The 15,661-nt window shown below is 56.1% G+C and carries 16 protein-coding genes and 1 other annotated feature; of the genes, 11 read left to right on the forward strand and 5 right to left on the reverse strand.

Annotated features, from left to right (window positions below):
* The first annotated feature begins 48 nt into the window (after positions 1-48).
* From rplT to selO, 11 genes are all read left to right on the forward strand, one after another.
* Positions 49-405, forward strand: coding sequence for a 50S ribosomal protein L20 (gene rplT / locus JZ655_RS08885; RefSeq protein ID WP_000124850.1), 357 nt, complete (start codon positions 49-51; stop codon positions 403-405).
* Between the two features lie 235 nt (positions 406-640).
* Positions 641-765: a sequence feature (Phe leader region), on the forward strand.
* Positions 646-690, forward strand: coding sequence for a pheST operon leader peptide PheM (pheM, locus tag JZ655_RS08890; protein WP_001386830.1), 45 nt, complete (start codon positions 646-648; stop codon positions 688-690). It overlaps the preceding feature by 45 nt.
* A gap of 62 nt (positions 766-827) precedes the next feature.
* Complete coding sequence (pheS, locus tag JZ655_RS08895; protein ID WP_207293586.1) at positions 828-1,811, forward strand: phenylalanine--tRNA ligase subunit alpha; 984 nt, start codon at positions 828-830, stop codon at positions 1,809-1,811.
* Positions 1,812-1,826: 15 nt separating this feature from the next.
* Positions 1,827-4,214, forward strand: coding sequence for a phenylalanine--tRNA ligase subunit beta (pheT, locus tag JZ655_RS08900; RefSeq protein ID WP_207293587.1), 2,388 nt, complete (start codon positions 1,827-1,829; stop codon positions 4,212-4,214).
* A gap of 4 nt (positions 4,215-4,218) precedes the next feature.
* On the forward strand, positions 4,219-4,518 hold the full coding sequence (gene ihfA / locus JZ655_RS08905) for an integration host factor subunit alpha (RefSeq protein ID WP_006820203.1): 300 nt from the start codon (positions 4,219-4,221) through the stop codon (positions 4,516-4,518).
* 101 nt (positions 4,519-4,619) lie between these two features.
* The gene (btuC, locus tag JZ655_RS08910) at positions 4,620-5,600 is read left to right on the forward strand and encodes a vitamin B12 ABC transporter permease BtuC (RefSeq protein ID WP_207293588.1); all 981 of its coding nucleotides are present in this window, start codon (positions 4,620-4,622) and stop codon (positions 5,598-5,600) included.
* A gap of 36 nt (positions 5,601-5,636) precedes the next feature.
* Positions 5,637-6,188 carry a glutathione peroxidase gene (locus JZ655_RS08915; RefSeq protein ID WP_046885913.1) on the forward strand — a complete coding sequence of 184 codons (552 nt, stop codon included), beginning with the start codon at positions 5,637-5,639 and terminating at the stop codon, positions 6,186-6,188.
* On the forward strand, positions 6,188-6,943 hold the full coding sequence (gene btuD, locus JZ655_RS08920; protein WP_207293589.1) for a vitamin B12 ABC transporter ATP-binding protein BtuD: 756 nt from the start codon (positions 6,188-6,190) through the stop codon (positions 6,941-6,943). The genes JZ655_RS08915 and btuD overlap by 1 nt, the downstream gene beginning before the upstream one ends.
* A 73-nt stretch (positions 6,944-7,016) precedes the next feature.
* A complete protein-coding gene (locus tag JZ655_RS08925; protein WP_040075998.1) occupies positions 7,017-7,481 on the forward strand; it encodes a C40 family peptidase in 465 nt (154 codons plus the stop codon).
* 270 nt (positions 7,482-7,751) lie between these two features.
* Positions 7,752-8,471 carry an EAL domain-containing protein gene (locus JZ655_RS08930; RefSeq protein WP_046885915.1) on the forward strand — a complete coding sequence of 240 codons (720 nt, stop codon included), beginning with the start codon at positions 7,752-7,754 and terminating at the stop codon, positions 8,469-8,471.
* A gap of 54 nt (positions 8,472-8,525) precedes the next feature.
* Entirely contained in the window at positions 8,526-9,968 is a 1,443-nt protein-coding gene (gene selO / locus JZ655_RS08935) for a protein adenylyltransferase SelO (RefSeq protein WP_207293590.1), read from the forward strand.
* Here selO and JZ655_RS08940 read toward each other — a convergent pair.
* From JZ655_RS08940 to JZ655_RS08960, 5 genes are read right to left on the reverse strand one after another with little or no spacing between them, the layout of a single operon-like run.
* Positions 9,965-10,744, reverse strand: coding sequence for a heme ABC transporter ATP-binding protein (locus JZ655_RS08940; RefSeq protein WP_207293591.1), 780 nt, complete (start codon positions 10,742-10,744; stop codon positions 9,965-9,967). The two genes, selO and JZ655_RS08940, sit on opposite strands and share 4 nt — an antisense overlap.
* Positions 10,737-11,729 (reverse strand): FecCD family ABC transporter permease, encoded by a 993-nt coding sequence (locus JZ655_RS08945; RefSeq protein ID WP_207293592.1) that lies wholly within the window; start codon positions 11,727-11,729, stop codon positions 10,737-10,739. The genes JZ655_RS08940 and JZ655_RS08945 overlap by 8 nt, the downstream gene beginning before the upstream one ends.
* Positions 11,729-12,550, reverse strand: coding sequence for a heme/hemin ABC transporter substrate-binding protein (locus tag JZ655_RS08950; RefSeq protein ID WP_207293593.1), 822 nt, complete (start codon positions 12,548-12,550; stop codon positions 11,729-11,731). Before JZ655_RS08950 ends, JZ655_RS08945 begins: the two co-directional genes overlap by 1 nt.
* On the reverse strand, positions 12,547-13,575 hold the full coding sequence (locus tag JZ655_RS08955; protein WP_207293594.1) for a hemin-degrading factor: 1,029 nt from the start codon (positions 13,573-13,575) through the stop codon (positions 12,547-12,549). The genes JZ655_RS08950 and JZ655_RS08955 overlap by 4 nt, the downstream gene beginning before the upstream one ends.
* 47 nt (positions 13,576-13,622) lie before the next feature.
* Complete coding sequence (locus JZ655_RS08960; RefSeq protein WP_207293595.1) at positions 13,623-15,608, reverse strand: TonB-dependent hemoglobin/transferrin/lactoferrin family receptor; 1,986 nt, start codon at positions 15,606-15,608, stop codon at positions 13,623-13,625.
* Between the last annotated feature and the right edge of the window lie 53 nt (positions 15,609-15,661).

Raw genomic sequence — 15,661 nt, forward strand, 5'->3', positions numbered from 1 at the left:
GTTAACGTTTAATTTTTTTACTAAGAATATAGATACAGGAGAGCACATATGGCTCGCGTAAAACGTGGTGTAATTGCACGTGCACGTCACAAGAAAATTTTGAAACAAGCTAAAGGCTACTACGGTGCGCGTTCACGCGTTTACCGCGTTGCCTTCCAGGCTGTTATCAAAGCAGGTCAGTACGCTTACCGTGACCGTCGTCAGCGTAAGCGTCAGTTCCGTCAACTGTGGATTGCGCGTATCAACGCAGCAGCACGTCAGAACGGTATTTCTTACAGCAAATTCATCAACGGCCTGAAAAAAGCCTCTGTTGAAATCGACCGTAAGATCCTGGCTGACATCGCAGTATTCGACAAAGTAGCGTTCACCGCTCTGGTCGAAAAAGCGAAAGCAGCTCTGGCATAAGCCAGTTGAAAGAGGGGGCTTTGCTCCCTCTTTTCATATACCCGTCATACTTCAAGCTGTACCTGCATTGGCTGCGTTCGTTCACTTCAGTCACTGATGTAAGGGCCTGAGGATTCTCTCTCTTGCCGCCTTGTTACAACGTGAATTATTTGGGGTATAACCTTATCAGAACATTGACATTTATCCGTGCAGGCTTTTCAATAAGCGCTTAACGGTTTTTCCACACAAGGTAACGCAAGCATGAATGCTGCTATTTTCCGCTTCTTCTTTTACTTTAGCACCTGAATTCAGGAGGCTAGCGCGTGAAAGATGAAACGAAAAACAGCGCCAATTAAGCCTCCCGATGGAGGCTTTTTTTGTGTCTAAATTCGAGAGATTAAGTCCACCAAATCGGTGTCTGCACCGACATAATGAGGAAAACCATGTCACATCTCGCAGAGCTGGTTGCCAGTGCAACGGCTGCCATTAACCAGGCCTCAGATGTTGCCGCGTTAGACAACGTCCGCGTCGAATACCTGGGCAAGAAAGGGCATCTGACTCTTCAGATGACCACCCTGCGTGAGCTGCCGCCGGAAGAGCGTCCAGCTGCAGGCGCAGTGATTAACGAAGCCAAAGAGCAGGTCCAGCAAGTTTTGAATGCGCGTAAAGCCGAATTAGAAAATGCCGCGCTGAACGCCCGTCTCGCTGCAGAGACCATCGACGTCTCCCTGCCGGGTCGCCGCGTTGAGAACGGTGGCTTGCACCCGGTTACCCGCACCATTGACCGTATTGAAAGTTTCTTCGGTGAACTGGGCTTTACCGTCGCCACCGGGCCGGAAATTGAAGATGACTACCATAACTTCGATGCCCTGAACATTCCGGGTCACCACCCGGCACGTGCCGACCACGACACCTTCTGGTTTGATGCGACCCGTCTGCTGCGTACCCAGACCTCTGGCGTACAGATTCGCACCATGAAAAACCAGCAACCACCGATTCGCATCATCGCGCCGGGCCGTGTTTACCGTAACGATTACGACCAGACTCACACCCCGATGTTCCACCAGATGGAAGGTCTGATCGTTGATAAGAACATCAGCTTCACCAATCTGAAAGGCACGCTGCACGAGTTCCTGAATAACTTCTTTGAAGAGGATCTGCAGGTGCGTTTCCGTCCGTCCTACTTCCCGTTCACCGAACCCTCTGCTGAAGTGGATGTGATGGGTAAAAACGGCAAATGGCTGGAAGTGCTGGGCTGCGGTATGGTGCATCCGAATGTACTGCGCAACGTGGGCATCGATCCGGAAGTTTACTCCGGCTTTGCGTTCGGCATGGGTATGGAGCGACTGACCATGCTGCGTTACGGCGTAACCGACTTACGCGCTTTCTTCGAGAACGATCTGCGTTTCCTCAAACAGTTTAAATAAGGGCAGGACAGAACAATGAAATTCAGTGAACTGTGGCTACGCGAATGGGTGAATACCTCTCTCGACAGCGAAGCGCTTTCTAACCAGATCACCATGGCTGGCCTGGAAGTGGACGGCGTTGAGCCGGTTGCGGGCGCTTTCAACGGCGTGGTAGTGGGCGAAGTGGTGGAGTGCGGTCAGCACCCTAACGCCGATAAATTGCGTGTTACCAAGATCAACGTAGGCGGCGAACGCCTGCTGGATATCGTCTGCGGCGCACCTAACTGTCGCCAGGGGCTGAAAGTTGCGGTGGCGACTATCGGCGCCGTACTGCCGGGTGACTTCAAAATTAAAGCCGCAAAACTGCGCGGCGAGCCTTCCGAAGGCATGCTTTGCTCCTTCTCTGAGCTGGGTATTTCCGACGATCATAACGGTATTATCGAATTGCCGGCCGATGCGCCTGTCGGTACCGACATTCGTGAGTACCTGAAACTCGATGACAACACCATCGAAATTAGCGTTACGCCAAACCGTGCGGATTGCTTAGGTATTATCGGTGTGGCACGTGACGTCGCCGTGCTGAATCAGACCGAGCTGAACGTACCAGAAATCGTGCCTGTTGAAGCGACCATCAGCGACACGCTGCCTATCCAGGTTGAAGCTGCAGACGCCTGTCCGCGCTACCTGGGGCGTGTGGTCAAAGGCATCAACGTGAAAGCGCCAACTCCGCTGTGGATGAAAGAGAAGCTTCGTCGTTGCGGCATTCGCTCTATCGATGCCGTCGTTGACGTCACTAACTACGTTCTGCTGGAGCTGGGTCAGCCGATGCACGCGTTCGATAAAGATCGTATCGAAGGCGGCATCGTGGTGCGTATGGCGAAAGAGGGCGAAACCCTGGTTCTGCTGGACGGCACCGAAGCCAAACTGAATGCCGATACGCTGGTAATTGCTGACCATAACAAAGCGCTGGCCATGGGCGGCATCTTTGGTGGGGAGCACTCTGGGGTTAATGATGAAACGCAGAACGTGCTGCTGGAGTGTGCGTTCTTCAGTCCGCTCTCCATCACCGGTCGTGCACGTCGTCACGGCCTGCACACCGATGCGTCTCACCGCTACGAGCGTGGTGTGGATCCTGCACTGCAGTATAAAGCGATGGAGCGTGCGACACGCTTGCTGCTCGATATCTGCGGCGGCGAAGCAGGCCCGGTTATCGATGTCACTCACGAAGCGACCCTGCCGAAGCGTGCAACCATTACGCTGCGCCGCAGCAAGCTGGATCGCCTGATTGGTCACCACATTGCCGATGCGCAGGTAGGTGACATTCTTCGCCGTCTGGGCTGCGAAGTGACCGAAGGTCAGGATCAGTGGCAGGCTGTTGCCCCAAGCTGGCGTTTCGATATGGAGATCGAAGAGGATCTGGTTGAGGAAGTTGCCCGCGTCTATGGCTACAACAACATTCCTGACGCCCCTGTTCAGGCGGGTCTGGTCATGGGCTCGCACCGCGAAGCTGACCTGTCCCTGAAGCGAGTGAAAACCATGCTTAACGACAAAGGCTACCAGGAAGTCATCACCTACAGCTTTGTCGATCCGAAAGTGCAGCAGCTGGTTCATCCAGGTGAAGACGCGCTGATTTTGCCAAGCCCAATCTCCAGCGAAATGTCTGCAATGCGCTTGTCATTGCTGACCGGTCTGCTGAGTACCATCGTTTATAACCAGAACCGTCAGCAGAGCCGCGTACGTATCTTTGAAACCGGCCTGCGTTTCGTACCGGATACCCAGGCTGATCTCGGTATCCGTCAGGATCTGATGCTGGCCGGCGCCATTTGCGGCAACCGCTACGAAGAGCACTGGGATCTGACGAAAAACAGCGTTGATTTCTACGATTTGAAAGGTGACCTCGAGTCCGTGCTCGATCTGACCGGTAAATTATCCGAAATTGAGTTCCGTGCTGAAGCTATTCCAGCCCTGCATCCGGGCCAGTGTGCGGCAATTTATCTGCAGGGAGAACGCGTTGGTGTCATTGGCGTTATCCATCCAGAGCTTGAGCGTAAACTGGACCTGAATGGCCGTACGCTGGCGTTTGAGCTGGAGTGGAACAAGGTTGCAGACCGCGTTATTCCTCAGGCTCAGGACGTTTCTCGCTTCCCGGCGAACCGTCGTGATATCGCTGTTGTGGTGGCCGAAAACGTGCCTGCCGCAGATATTTTGGCCGAATGTAAGAAAGTTGGCGTAAATCAGGTAGTTGGCGTAAACTTATTTGACGTGTACCGCGGCAAGGGCGTAGCAGAGGGCTTTAAGAGCCTGGCTATCAGCCTGATCCTTCAGGATACCGGCCGTACACTCGAAGAAGAGGAGATTGCCGCTACCGTTGCCAAATGTGTAGAGGCATTAAAAGAGCGATTCCAGGCATCATTGAGGGATTGAACCTATGGCGCTTACAAAAGCTGAAATGTCAGAATATCTGTTTGATAAGCTTGGGCTTAGCAAACGGGATGCTAAAGAGCTGGTAGAGCTGTTTTTCGAAGAGATCCGTCGTGCTCTGGAAAATGGTGAGCAGGTAAAACTCTCCGGCTTTGGCAATTTTGATTTGCGAGACAAAAACCAACGTCCGGGCCGTAACCCGAAGACGGGGGAAGATATTCCCATTACAGCCCGCCGCGTGGTGACCTTCAGACCCGGACAGAAGTTAAAAAGCCGTGTCGAAAACGCTTCGCCAAAAGCAGAGTGATATGAACTAACTAAAAAGGCCGCTTTTGCGGCCTTTTTTCTTTGCGCTGTTGTAAACCCACCGTAAAATCAATCACCTCATTCATACGCATAATGATACCCATGCCCGAATTCGCCCGTCATCAATACCGCGCCGATCTGCGAAAATTACTGTTGCTGATAGTGGCGCTGGTAGCGGCCCTGGGGTTTAGCCTGTGTGCAGGTGAGCAGTGGATTTCGCCGCAGGCCTGGTTTAGTGATGATGCGCGTCTTTACATCTGGCAAATACGGCTTCCGCGTACCCTGGCGGTGGTGTTGGTGGGGGCGGCTCTGGCCCTGAGCGGTACCATTATGCAGGCGCTGTTTGATAATCCCCTCGCCGAGCCCGGTCTGTTGGGCGTCTCAAACGGTGCCGGTGTGGGTCTGATTGCGGCAGTCATGTTGGGGGGCGGGGCGCTCTCGGGGACGGCGCTAAGCCTCTACGCCATTCTCGGCGCGCTGATTATTACCACTATCCTGCTGCGCTGCGCCCGCAAACATCTCTCCTCCAGTCGCCTGCTGTTGGCAGGCGTGGCGCTGGGCATTATCTGTAGCGCCCTCATGACCTGGGCGGTCTATTTCTCCACCTCGTTTGACCTTCGCCAGCTAATGTACTGGATGATGGGGGGCTTTGGGGGTGTCGACTGGAGTCAAGGCTGGCTGATGCTACTGCTGATACCTGTGATTCTCTGGGCGTGCCTGCAAGCCTCGCCGCTGAATATGTTAGTGCTGGGAGAGACCTCCGCGCGCCAGCTCGGCCTGCCGCTGACCTTCTGGCGTAACACGCTGGTGATGGCTATCGGATGGATGGTGGGCGTCAGCGTGGCGCTGGCGGGTGCCATCGGATTTATTGGTCTTGTCATTCCACACATGCTGCGCTTAGCCGGTATCACCGATCATCGTCTGTTGCTGCCTGCCGCGGCGGTGGCCGGGGGGGCCATATTGCTGCTGGCCGATATCATCGCCAGGCTGGCGCTGAATGCTGCAGAACTGCCCATCGGTGTCGTGACCGCGACATTGGGCGCACCGGTGTTTATCTGGCTACTCTTAAAGGCCGGACGTTAATCGCCGCCAACCTGAAACACAACCTGAGGTAAAACTATGTCGACAGATATTTTGCATACTGAAGTGACGACCATCGATGGGGAAAAGACCACCCTGGAAAGCTATAAAGGTAACGTTTTGCTGGTGGTGAACGTGGCATCAAAATGTGGCCTCACGCCGCAGTATGAACAGCTGGAAGCGCTGCAAAAGAGCAAAGAACAAGAGGGCTTCACCGTACTCGGCTTCCCGTGCAATCAGTTTCTGGGACAGGAGCCAGGCAGCGAAGAAGAGATCAAGACCTTCTGCAGCACGACTTATGGCGTGACGTTCCCGATGTTCAGTAAGGTAGAGGTTAACGGAGAACAGCGTCATCCTCTCTACCAGAAGCTTATCGCTGCGGCTCCTGCGGCCGTCGCTCCAGAGGGCAGTGGTTTTTACGAGCGAATGGCAAGCAAAGGTCGCGCGCCGCTCTATCCGGACGATATTCTTTGGAACTTCGAGAAATTCCTCATTGGCCGCGACGGACAGGTCATTCAGCGCTTTTCACCGGATATGACGCCAGACGATCCGCAAATCACTGCCGCCATTGAGAAGGCACTGGCCAGCTAATGACGGCGCTGATGCAGCTCAACGGCGTTGCGGTGGCGAACAGGCTAGGGCCGATCGATGTGCAGGTCAACGCAGGGGAGATTATTCACCTTGTGGGGCCGAACGGCGCCGGTAAAAGCACCTTGCTGAGCCGGATGTCAGGGTTGTCAGACGGTGCAGGGGAGATCCTTTTTCAGGATAAACCGCTGGCCGACTGGTCGCCGGCCTCGCTTGCCACTCGACGCGCCTGGCTGGTTCAGCAGCAAACCCCGCCGTTTGCCATGCCGGTCTGGCACTATTTGATGCTGCATCAGCACGATAAAGCCCAGGAGTCGTTACTGCTGGAAGTTGCGGGCGCGCTGGGCGTTAAGGATAAGCTCACCCGCAATGTCAATCAGCTCTCCGGCGGCGAGTGGCAGCGAGTGCGCCTGGCTGCAGTGATCCTGCAAATTCATCCGTCAGGTAACCCACACGGCCAGTTACTGCTGCTGGATGAGCCAATGACCAGCCTTGATGTTGCGCAGCAGGTAGCGCTCGACAGAGCGCTCAGCGCGCTCTCGCAGCAGGGGATCGCCATTGTGATGAGCAGCCACGATCTTAATCATACGTTGCGGCATGCCCACCGCGTATGGCTATTAAAGCGCGGCGAGTTGCTCGCCAGCGGCGCGCGAGACAAGGTTTTAACCCCTCCTAATCTTGCCCGCGCCTACGGGATGCCATTCCGCCGGCTGGATATCGAAGGTCACAGAATGATCATTTCCACCGGACAGGAATAAGCGCAGGTTGCGCCGTAGCGCTAAGACAGGCTAAATTACGGAAAGAACAAAAAAAGCAGAGGATTCGTCTGGAATGCGATTCTGGTTTCCCCTTGTGGTGGCGCTATTTCTGGCCGGGTGCAGTAGCCATCGTGCGCCACCGCCAAACGCGCGCCTCTCTGACTCGATCACGGTCATTGCTAACCTAAACGATCAGTTGCAGAACTGGCGCGGCACACCTTACCGCTATGGCGGGATGAGTCGTGGCGGGGTGGACTGCTCGGGCTTTGTGTTAATGACCTTCCGCGACAAGTTTGATTTGCAACTCCCCCGGGAGACGCGTAAACAGGCTGAAATAGGCACCGAAATTAATAAAGATGACCTCCTACCAGGGGATCTGGTTTTTTTCAAAACCGGGTCGGGCGAGAGTGGGCTTCACGTCGGTATTTATGATACCGACAACCAGTTTATTCACGCTTCTACCAGCCGCGGCGTGATGCGCTCGTCGCTGGATAATGTCTACTGGCGTAAAAATTTCTGGCAGGCCAGACGTATATAAATGGGTAGCGCCGCAAGGCGCGCTCGCTTTAAAAGTCCCGCAATATTCTTTCATCGACGTTATTTTCTGTTGTAATAATTAGCCGTAAATGCGTTGCTTATCAAAAACTGGCTATTAATGGATATCCAGGATAAGATTATTTCGAGTCTAAGGAAACTCCTAAAATTATAACGGAACTAATGAAATTCTTCCTATTAAAATCCATGATATTGAATTACATATCTATATGTTTCAGGATGACACATAGCGTCATAAGTACGGGGCGGGAAAATGATAATTACGCTGGATAACGCTTATCAGTCTGAGCTGTTAATAGTGCCAGCCCGCAATGATTCAGGGGCGCTAATCGGAATCGAAATAATCGTCAACTTTGTTGGCGTGGCTACAAATGTACGTATGCCGACTGAACTGGTTATGCCGTATCTCACGGCCAGGCAAGAGATTGAGCTGTTTCAGGAAAAGTTGTTACTGCTCGATAGCTGTAAACTCTTTTTTATTCAACATCAGCTGACCGCATGGATAAATATTACCCCTACGGTCGTAACCTGGTTAATTAGCGAAGGTAATGGTATTGCAATTTGTGAACGTTACCCGTCACTCGAGTTTACTGTTAATGAGAATTATCCTGAACTTAATAAAGGAAAAGAAAATACCAGTTTGATGAACTTCGCGCTTCGCTTTCCGCTGGTATTAGCCAATTTTGGTGCGGGGGATGCCTCCACTAAAGCCATTTTCGATGGATTGTTTAATCGCGTGGCGCTGGATAAAAACTTCATTCAACAACATTTAACTGATCGAACGTTTGAACCCTTTATCCGGGCCATCATGATGCAGGTTTCACCTTATTGTCAGTCGGTGATGGTGGCTGGAGTGGATGACAAAGAGACCTTGCAGCGTCTGTCGGGTTTTGGCTTTAGCGCCATGCAGGGGAGTCTGTGGCCCCCGGTATCTGTAGAAAACATCACCTCCCTGGTGCAAGATAACCCTTAGGTTACCCCGTGTTTAACACCGGATAAACGCACTACACTAAAGGCAGGAGGATCTATGACCCTGTCTTTTACTTCTCACTGGCATGATGAACTGCCAGGTTTTTACACCGCGCTGAAACCCACGCCGCTCAGTAATGCTCGTCTGGTCTGGCATAACGCCGCCCTGGCGGACGAACTGGGTATCCCTGCATCACTGTTTACCCCAGCCGAAGGGGCTGGCGTCTGGGGAGGCGAAACGCTGCTCCCGGGCATGAAGCCGCTGGCACAGGTCTATAGCGGCCACCAGTTTGGCGTCTGGGCCGGACAACTCGGCGATGGTCGTGGCATCCTGCTGGGCGAACAGCAGCTTGCGAATGGTCAGACGGTCGACTGGCACCTGAAAGGGGCTGGCCTGACGCCTTACTCCCGCATGGGGGATGGCCGAGCCGTTCTGCGCTCAACCATCCGGGAAGCTCTCGCTTCCGAGGCGATGCACGCGCTGGGCGTGCCCACCAGCCGTGCTTTATCGATCGTCACCAGCGATACCCCGGTATCACGTGAATCGGTGGAGCAGGGTGCGATGCTGATGCGTATAGCCCAAAGCCATGTGCGTTTCGGTCATTTTGAACACTTTTACTATCGCCGTGAGCCAGAAAAAGTGCGACAGCTGGCGGATTTCGTTATTGCCCATCACTGGCCCCACCTGCAGAACGATGCCGATAAGTATCGGCTCTGGTTCCGTGATGTTGTCGCCCGCACCGCCTCGCTAATGGCCTGCTGGCAGACGATCGGTTTTGCGCACGGGGTAATGAATACCGATAACATGTCGATACTGGGTCTGACTTTTGATTATGGCCCATACGGTTTTCTGGATGATTACCAGCCCGGTTTTATCTGTAACCACTCCGATTATCAGGGACGCTATAGCTTCGATAACCAGCCGTCCGTGGGATTATGGAACCTGCAACGGCTGGCCCAGTCGTTATCGCCGTTTATCGACGTGGATGCCCTCAATGATGCGCTCGATGAGTATCAGGAGGTGTTGCTGCAGCAGTACGGTAAACTGATGCGCCGCAAACTGGGGCTGATGCGTCAGGAGAAGGGCGATAACACCCTCCTGAACGGGCTGTTTACGCTGATGGCAAAAGAGGGCAGTGACTATACGCGAACCTTCCGCATGCTGGGCCAGACGGAGCGCCAAAGCGCGGCGTCCCCGCTGCGGGATGAATTTATTGACCGCCAGGCCTTCGACCAGTGGTTCGCGCTCTACCGCGAGCGCCTACAGCTGGAAGATGCGGACGATGCTGCCCGACAGACGCAAATGAACGCCGTCAACCCGGCAATGATACTGCGTAACTGGCTGGCACAGCGCGCTATCGAGCAGGCAGAGCAGGGCGATTATGCCGAACTCCATCGTCTACATGAGGCGCTTCGTACGCCGTTTGCCGAACGGGATGATGACTACGTCAGCCGCCCACCGGACTGGGGCAAGCGGCTGGAAGTGAGTTGCTCAAGCTAAGGGACAAGAAAAACCTGCGGTGTGGCGCTGGCAGGATGCGTACCAACGTGGATCTCAGCGCCATACCAGCGGGTGAGGGTATCAGCTTGTAAAACATGCTGCGCTGTTCCCCCGGCAACGAGATCGCCGTTGTGCAGCAACAACACACGATCTGCCCACAGCGCGGCGAGGTTGAGATCGTGCAGGACAACGCACACATGCAGATGCCCGTGCCCCGTCAAACGCTTCAATAAACGCAGTATGTGTTGCTGGTGGTAAAGATCCAGCGCTGAGGTAGGTTCATCCAGAAACAGCCAGCCTCGGGGCGCCCCGTTGCGCCAGAGCTGCGCCAGCGCGCGGGCAAGTTGCACCCGCTGCTGCTCACCGCCGGAGAGCGCCGAATAAGAACGCCCGGCCAGCGGCAGGCAGCCGGTCAGCTGCATGGCCTGGGTGATTATCGATCTGTCCGGCGTTAAGCCCCAGGGGGTACGCCCCATGGCGACGACCGCTTCAACCGGCCAGTCAAAACCAGGCTGGGTGAGCTGGCGCATCACCGCCCGGGTACGCGAAAGGGCCGGGGCGCTCCAGTGTGCCAGGTCTTTACCCTCGAGTTTGCACTGCCCGGCCTCGGGCTTCAGGTAGCCGGTCAGCAGCCGTAATAACGTCGATTTCCCCGCTCCGTTGGGGCCAATCAGCGCCACCAGTTCACCCGGTGCCAGAGTGAGGGAGATGTTGCGGATCACCGTCCGATCCGCCACGCGATAAGTCAGGTTTTGTGCGACAAACGTCTCAGCCATGGTGCCCTCCCCGGCGGAAGATCAGCCACAGGAACCAGGGGGCGCCGAGGAGGCTGGTCAGCAGGCCAACCGGCATCTCCGCAGGCGCCACCAGCGTACGGGCGGCCGTATCGGCGATCAGCAGCAGTAATGCTCCCGCCAGCACGGAGCCTGGGATCACCGCCCGATGATCGGAACCCAGCCACATGCGCAACAGATGGGGAACCACCAGCCCGATAAAGCCAATCACGCCGCTTACCGCCACGGCAGCAGCCACCAGCAGGGCGCTGCAGAGCAGTAAAATCCGCTGCACCATCCGCACCTCAATGCCGAGGTAGTGTGCTTCTTCATCGCCCAGTTGCAGCACGTTAAGCGCCGACGCCAACCGACAGATAATTAATACCGTGGGGATCATCAGGGAAGTGATCGCCAGTAGCGTTGACCACTGGGCCTGACCCAGGCTACCCATACCCCACAGCGAGAGTTGACGTAGCTGGGCATCGTTACTGACCCACGACAATACGCCCACTGCGGCACCGCACAGGGCATTGATCGCGATCCCCACCAGCAGCAAGCGAGACAGCGAACTTTCGCGCTGCTGGCTCAGGATAAAGATGACTCCGGTTGCCGCCAGTGCGCCGACAAACGCTGCCAGCATTGGCGCGTAGAGCATCAATAGCGCGGGTAAAGAGAGCGGTAAGACCACCCATAAAGCCACAGCTAACGCCGCACCGCTACTGATCCCCAGCAGGCCCGGATCGGCGAGGGGGTTACGAAACAACCCCTGCATCACGCAGCCTGCCAACGCCAGCGAACCGCCAATCACCAGCGCCAGCAACACGCGGGGCAAACGGATGGTAAACCAAATCTGGCGCAGAGCGTCGTCATCCCTGCTCCAGAAGAGACTTACCGGCAGGCGCAACGCGCCAAAACCGGTAGCAAGCAGGGTCGCGAGGGCCAGCGAAAGGGCCAGTAACCATAGCGAGAGTGTGATTTTACGGGACATCAGGGGAGTTGCCCGGCTTTGGTACGCAGCTGCTGGATGGCCTGCGGCGTGCGAACGCTAAAGCCAAGCAGCGCCATATCGTCAATAACCAGAAGCTGTTTATGACGCCCGGCCAGGGTTTGTGCCAGCCCGGGTAACGTCCACAGGTTATCCTCGCCGCCCAGCGCTTTCACGCCGTCCTGCGAGATCACCACCAGATCGGGTTGGCTGGCGATCACCCCTTCTTGCGAAAGGGGCTGATAGCGGGTAAATCCCTGCATCGCATTTTGCAATCCGGCGGCACGGATCGCCGCATCGGCTGCGGTTTGCTGGCCTGCGGCCATCGCGGTCATTCCCCCGTGATTCAGTATGAAAAGGACACGCTTGTGAAGCGAAGAGTCAGGCAGCGCAGCCAGCTGCGCGCGCAGCCTGTTGCGCAGAACCTCGCCTTCAGCTTCCCGGTGCGTCGCCTTAGCCACAATCCGCACTTTCTCATCGATCGCGCTCAGGTCAGGACTCCCTGGCACCGTGACCACCGCGACGCGGCTTTGTTCAACCTGCTTCAGGGCCAGAGAGGGTTGCGCCTGATCGCTGGCCAGCACCAGCGTCGGACGCATGGCGAGGATCCCTTCGGCATTGAGCTGACGCAGATAGCCCACGTCCGGCAATGATTTCGCCTCGGCGGGCCACAGGCTGGTACTGTCTCGCGCTACCAGCGACGACTGCGCACCCAGGGCATAGACGATCTCGGTAACGTCGCCCCCGAGGGCGACGATTTTTTGCGGAGTGGCGGCAAAAACCGTCAGCGGCAAGGCGGCGATCAGGACCAACAGTCTTTTCATGCGGCCAGCCCCTTAGGCAGCAGGGTGTCGATCTGAGTCCGCCACTGGGGCTGCTCTGGCTCCCCTTCGGTGCGCTGGCCATAAAGCTGGGCGATTTGCGTCCCATCGGCCGCAAAGAGCTCAAGGCTGGTGACGTGACCGTCGGCGGTGGGTTTACGGGTCACCCAGGTTTCTGCGATGGTCTCTTCCAGCAGATGGAGGGTGAAAGTCGGGTTAAAGATATTTAGCCAGCCTTTCATCGGCACCACTTTTTCGACCGTACCCGTGAAAATCTGTACGCAGCCACGATTGCCGACAAAAACCATAATTTCGTTGCCGTCCTGACGGGTGGTCTCCAGCAGTCTGCTCAGGGCGCTGTTATCCACCCGGCAGGCCAGATCGTCACTCACCAGGCGGAAGGCCTGCTGGCGGCTCAGGTTATGGCGTTTCAACAGACCAAAGAACTGATGCACATCGGTCATGGCGCGCCATTCTTTATCCAGGGTAGCGGCATCTGCCCCTTCGGCGTAGGTGACGGCGTCGGCCGGTTTGAGCGTCAGCGGCGGATTGTCGGCAGAGATAAAGCGCGTGAGCAGGTCGCCCCAGGCGGCAACGTCGGTCTTGTCGGTGGTGTAAACCTTCAATAGCGCATCGCCCTGATGGTCAAAAAACTGGATGCTCTGGTGCGCGCCCCGGGCGTTGACCTCGCTAATATGGAAGGCGCTGGCCCACTGGCCGAGGAACAGGCGCAGATCCAGGGCCCGCGGATTCAGCACCAGCCCGGCGTGACCCTTAAGATGCTGATTGCTGAAGGCACCGACCTGCTCGTGTACCGCATATTCATTACGGCAAATGCACTTTGTTTCTCCCACGGCCTCCAGCGCGCCGAGGATCTCGCGGATCTCGCCCTGCAGACGCCAGGCATCATGCCCAACGCGCGCAGAGGTGAGTTCTGCTTCGCTGATACTCATCATGCCTGCGATGTCACGAGCATATTTACCCGGATGTTCTTCTTTTAGCGCAAGCCAGCGTGTGTAGTCATTCATTGTCTCTTCCTTCCGAATAAAGACCCCGGCGAACCGGGGCAAGGGGATTACCACTGATAACTTACGAAGATCTTACCGTTACGGCCATCCTGCGGGATGCCCTGCGGTGACCAGTACTCTTTGTCGAAGGCGTTGCCCAGCACCAGCGTGGTGGTAACACCTTTCAACTGCGCCTGACCTTCGTAGCTGACGTAGAAGTCATTTACCGCGTAGCCAGGTTGCTTACTGTAGCTGCTGCTAACGTGGGTTGAACGGTCGGCAAAGGTGCCGATCCAGCCGACGGAGAAGCCGCTCTGGGCCACCGGTATGTTCAGTTTACTGGTGACAGTGTCCGGGTTGATGCTGGAGATGTACTCCCCGGTGTCGGTATCTTTGCCGCGGGTGCGGTTATAGGCCATGTCGAGGCTAAACAGGTCGGCGGAATATTTTGCCATTACGTCCCAGCCCCAGATTTTGGCATTCGGCACGTTGTAGGACATGGTGGTCGCAGCGGCAAAATCGACGGTGGTCGAGATGTAGTCTTTGGCGTTGGTATCAAAGTAGCTGGCTTTGAACTCCAGCGCATCGTTGCCAAGCCAGAGATTGTCAAAGCGCAGACCAAAACCATACTCCTGCGTTTCGTTGGTTTCTGGTCGCAGGTTCGGGTTTGGTACCCAGTAGTTGGTGTAGAAGCTGCCTATGGAGAAGTGTTTCTCATCGTTATAAATCTCACCCATGGTCGGGGCGCGGAAGGCCTGGGCATACGAGCCAAACAGCATCAGCCAGTCGGTTGGGCTAACGGTTAACCCGGCACGCGATGACCACTTATGCGCATCCACATCTTCATAGCCGTCGCTACTTCCGCGATAGTTGTCATAGCGGGTACCGCCAAGAAGGGTGACCGGCAGATCGCGCAGGGTGATCTCATCCTGCAACCAGCCTGAGCTGAAGTCGATTTTCGCATCCGGGAAGCCTGTCGCAGCGCCAGATGCGTTCTGCTCCTGACGGTAATACTCGCCGCCGTAAGTCAGTAAATGAGAGGCGAAGGAGTCGCTGAACAGGCGGGAGCGGTTTTCCACTTTCCCGCCTTTGGTGGTCTGTTTGCGGAATTCGCCGGTGTCATCGAGGTTTTGCGCGTTGATGCGGGCTTCTGACCAGTACACTTTGGCATCCGCATTCAGCCAGTCGTTACCCGCCGGCGCAATCTTATAGCCAAGCTGGGCGTCACGCTGAATAGTGGAACGGTCAGTCATGGGGTTGCTGCTATCCACTTCGCCTGGCGTTTGCGGATTTTTTGGCTCCTGCGCGGCATTGTTGTAGTAACGCAGCATTCCGCTCAGGGTCTGAGCGCTGTCAATTTTCCAGCTCCCTTTTGCCAGCATGTTATTGATGGACTCATCGTTGGGCGCGGTATCACCGTCGCTCTGACGAATATCGCCCCGGTCGCGGCTGGACCAGGAGAGAAGGCCGTCGAGGGTGTCGGTACGGCCAAAGGCGCTGGCGCCCATGCCCAGGCTATGATCCCTGGTGGCGGCGGTGCCGAATACGCGATATCCGCTGTTTTTTCCAGCCTCCAGCAGATCGCTGGCATTCACCGTATCGTAAGCAATCACGCCCCCCAGCGCGCCGCTGCCGTACAGCAGGGCGGAGGGGCCACGCACCACTTCGATGCGCTTAATAAGGGCGGGATCGAGAAAAGTGCTGTTGAGATGACCGGTATCGGTCCCCTGACGCACCCCATCTACCAGGATCAGTACGCCACGACGATCGTAACCGCGCAGGTTCACGTCCTGGCCGTTAGTGCGACCACTACCGTCGAGGGTTATCCCCGGTACCTGACGCAGCAAATCGGCGGCAGAGCTGGCGGTCTGATTCTCAGGGGCGGTGGCATCAATAACGCTCACCATCATCGGGGCTTCAAAGGTGCTCCGGGCGTTGCCCGTGGCGGTGACGGTCATCTCCTCCGCAGCAGCAAAAGCGGCGCCGGGCAGGGTACTGAAAATCGCCAGCGCCAGCAGCGACGGGCGCAAAGACGCGGAATGCAGGTATGGCATAGCAACTCTCCATAAGGATATGAAAGCGCTGGCTGCCTGGGGATGACCTGGGT

Source organism: Leclercia pneumoniae (assembly GCF_017348915.1).
Lineage (GTDB): Bacteria > Pseudomonadota > Gammaproteobacteria > Enterobacterales > Enterobacteriaceae > Enterobacter > Enterobacter pneumoniae.

Coding starts and splice junctions, on each gene's coding strand:
- rplT (WP_000124850.1), top strand. CDS start 49: ATGGCTCGCGTAAAACGTGGTGTAATTGCACGTGCACGTCACAAGAAA.
- pheS (WP_207293586.1), top strand. CDS start 828: ATGTCACATCTCGCAGAGCTGGTTGCCAGTGCAACGGCTGCCATTAAC.
- pheT (WP_207293587.1), top strand. CDS start 1,827: ATGAAATTCAGTGAACTGTGGCTACGCGAATGGGTGAATACCTCTCTC.
- ihfA (WP_006820203.1), top strand. CDS start 4,219: ATGGCGCTTACAAAAGCTGAAATGTCAGAATATCTGTTTGATAAGCTT.
- btuC (WP_207293588.1), top strand. CDS start 4,620: ATGCCCGAATTCGCCCGTCATCAATACCGCGCCGATCTGCGAAAATTA.
- JZ655_RS08915 (WP_046885913.1), top strand. CDS start 5,637: ATGTCGACAGATATTTTGCATACTGAAGTGACGACCATCGATGGGGAA.
- btuD (WP_207293589.1), top strand. CDS start 6,188: ATGACGGCGCTGATGCAGCTCAACGGCGTTGCGGTGGCGAACAGGCTA.
- JZ655_RS08925 (WP_040075998.1), top strand. CDS start 7,017: ATGCGATTCTGGTTTCCCCTTGTGGTGGCGCTATTTCTGGCCGGGTGC.
- JZ655_RS08930 (WP_046885915.1), top strand. CDS start 7,752: ATGATAATTACGCTGGATAACGCTTATCAGTCTGAGCTGTTAATAGTG.
- selO (WP_207293590.1), top strand. CDS start 8,526: ATGACCCTGTCTTTTACTTCTCACTGGCATGATGAACTGCCAGGTTTT.
- JZ655_RS08940 (WP_207293591.1), bottom strand. CDS start 10,744: ATGGCTGAGACGTTTGTCGCACAAAACCTGACTTATCGCGTGGCGGAT.
- JZ655_RS08945 (WP_207293592.1), bottom strand. CDS start 11,729: ATGTCCCGTAAAATCACACTCTCGCTATGGTTACTGGCCCTTTCGCTG.
- JZ655_RS08950 (WP_207293593.1), bottom strand. CDS start 12,550: ATGAAAAGACTGTTGGTCCTGATCGCCGCCTTGCCGCTGACGGTTTTT.
- JZ655_RS08955 (WP_207293594.1), bottom strand. CDS start 13,575: ATGAATGACTACACACGCTGGCTTGCGCTAAAAGAAGAACATCCGGGT.
- JZ655_RS08960 (WP_207293595.1), bottom strand. CDS start 15,608: ATGCCATACCTGCATTCCGCGTCTTTGCGCCCGTCGCTGCTGGCGCTG.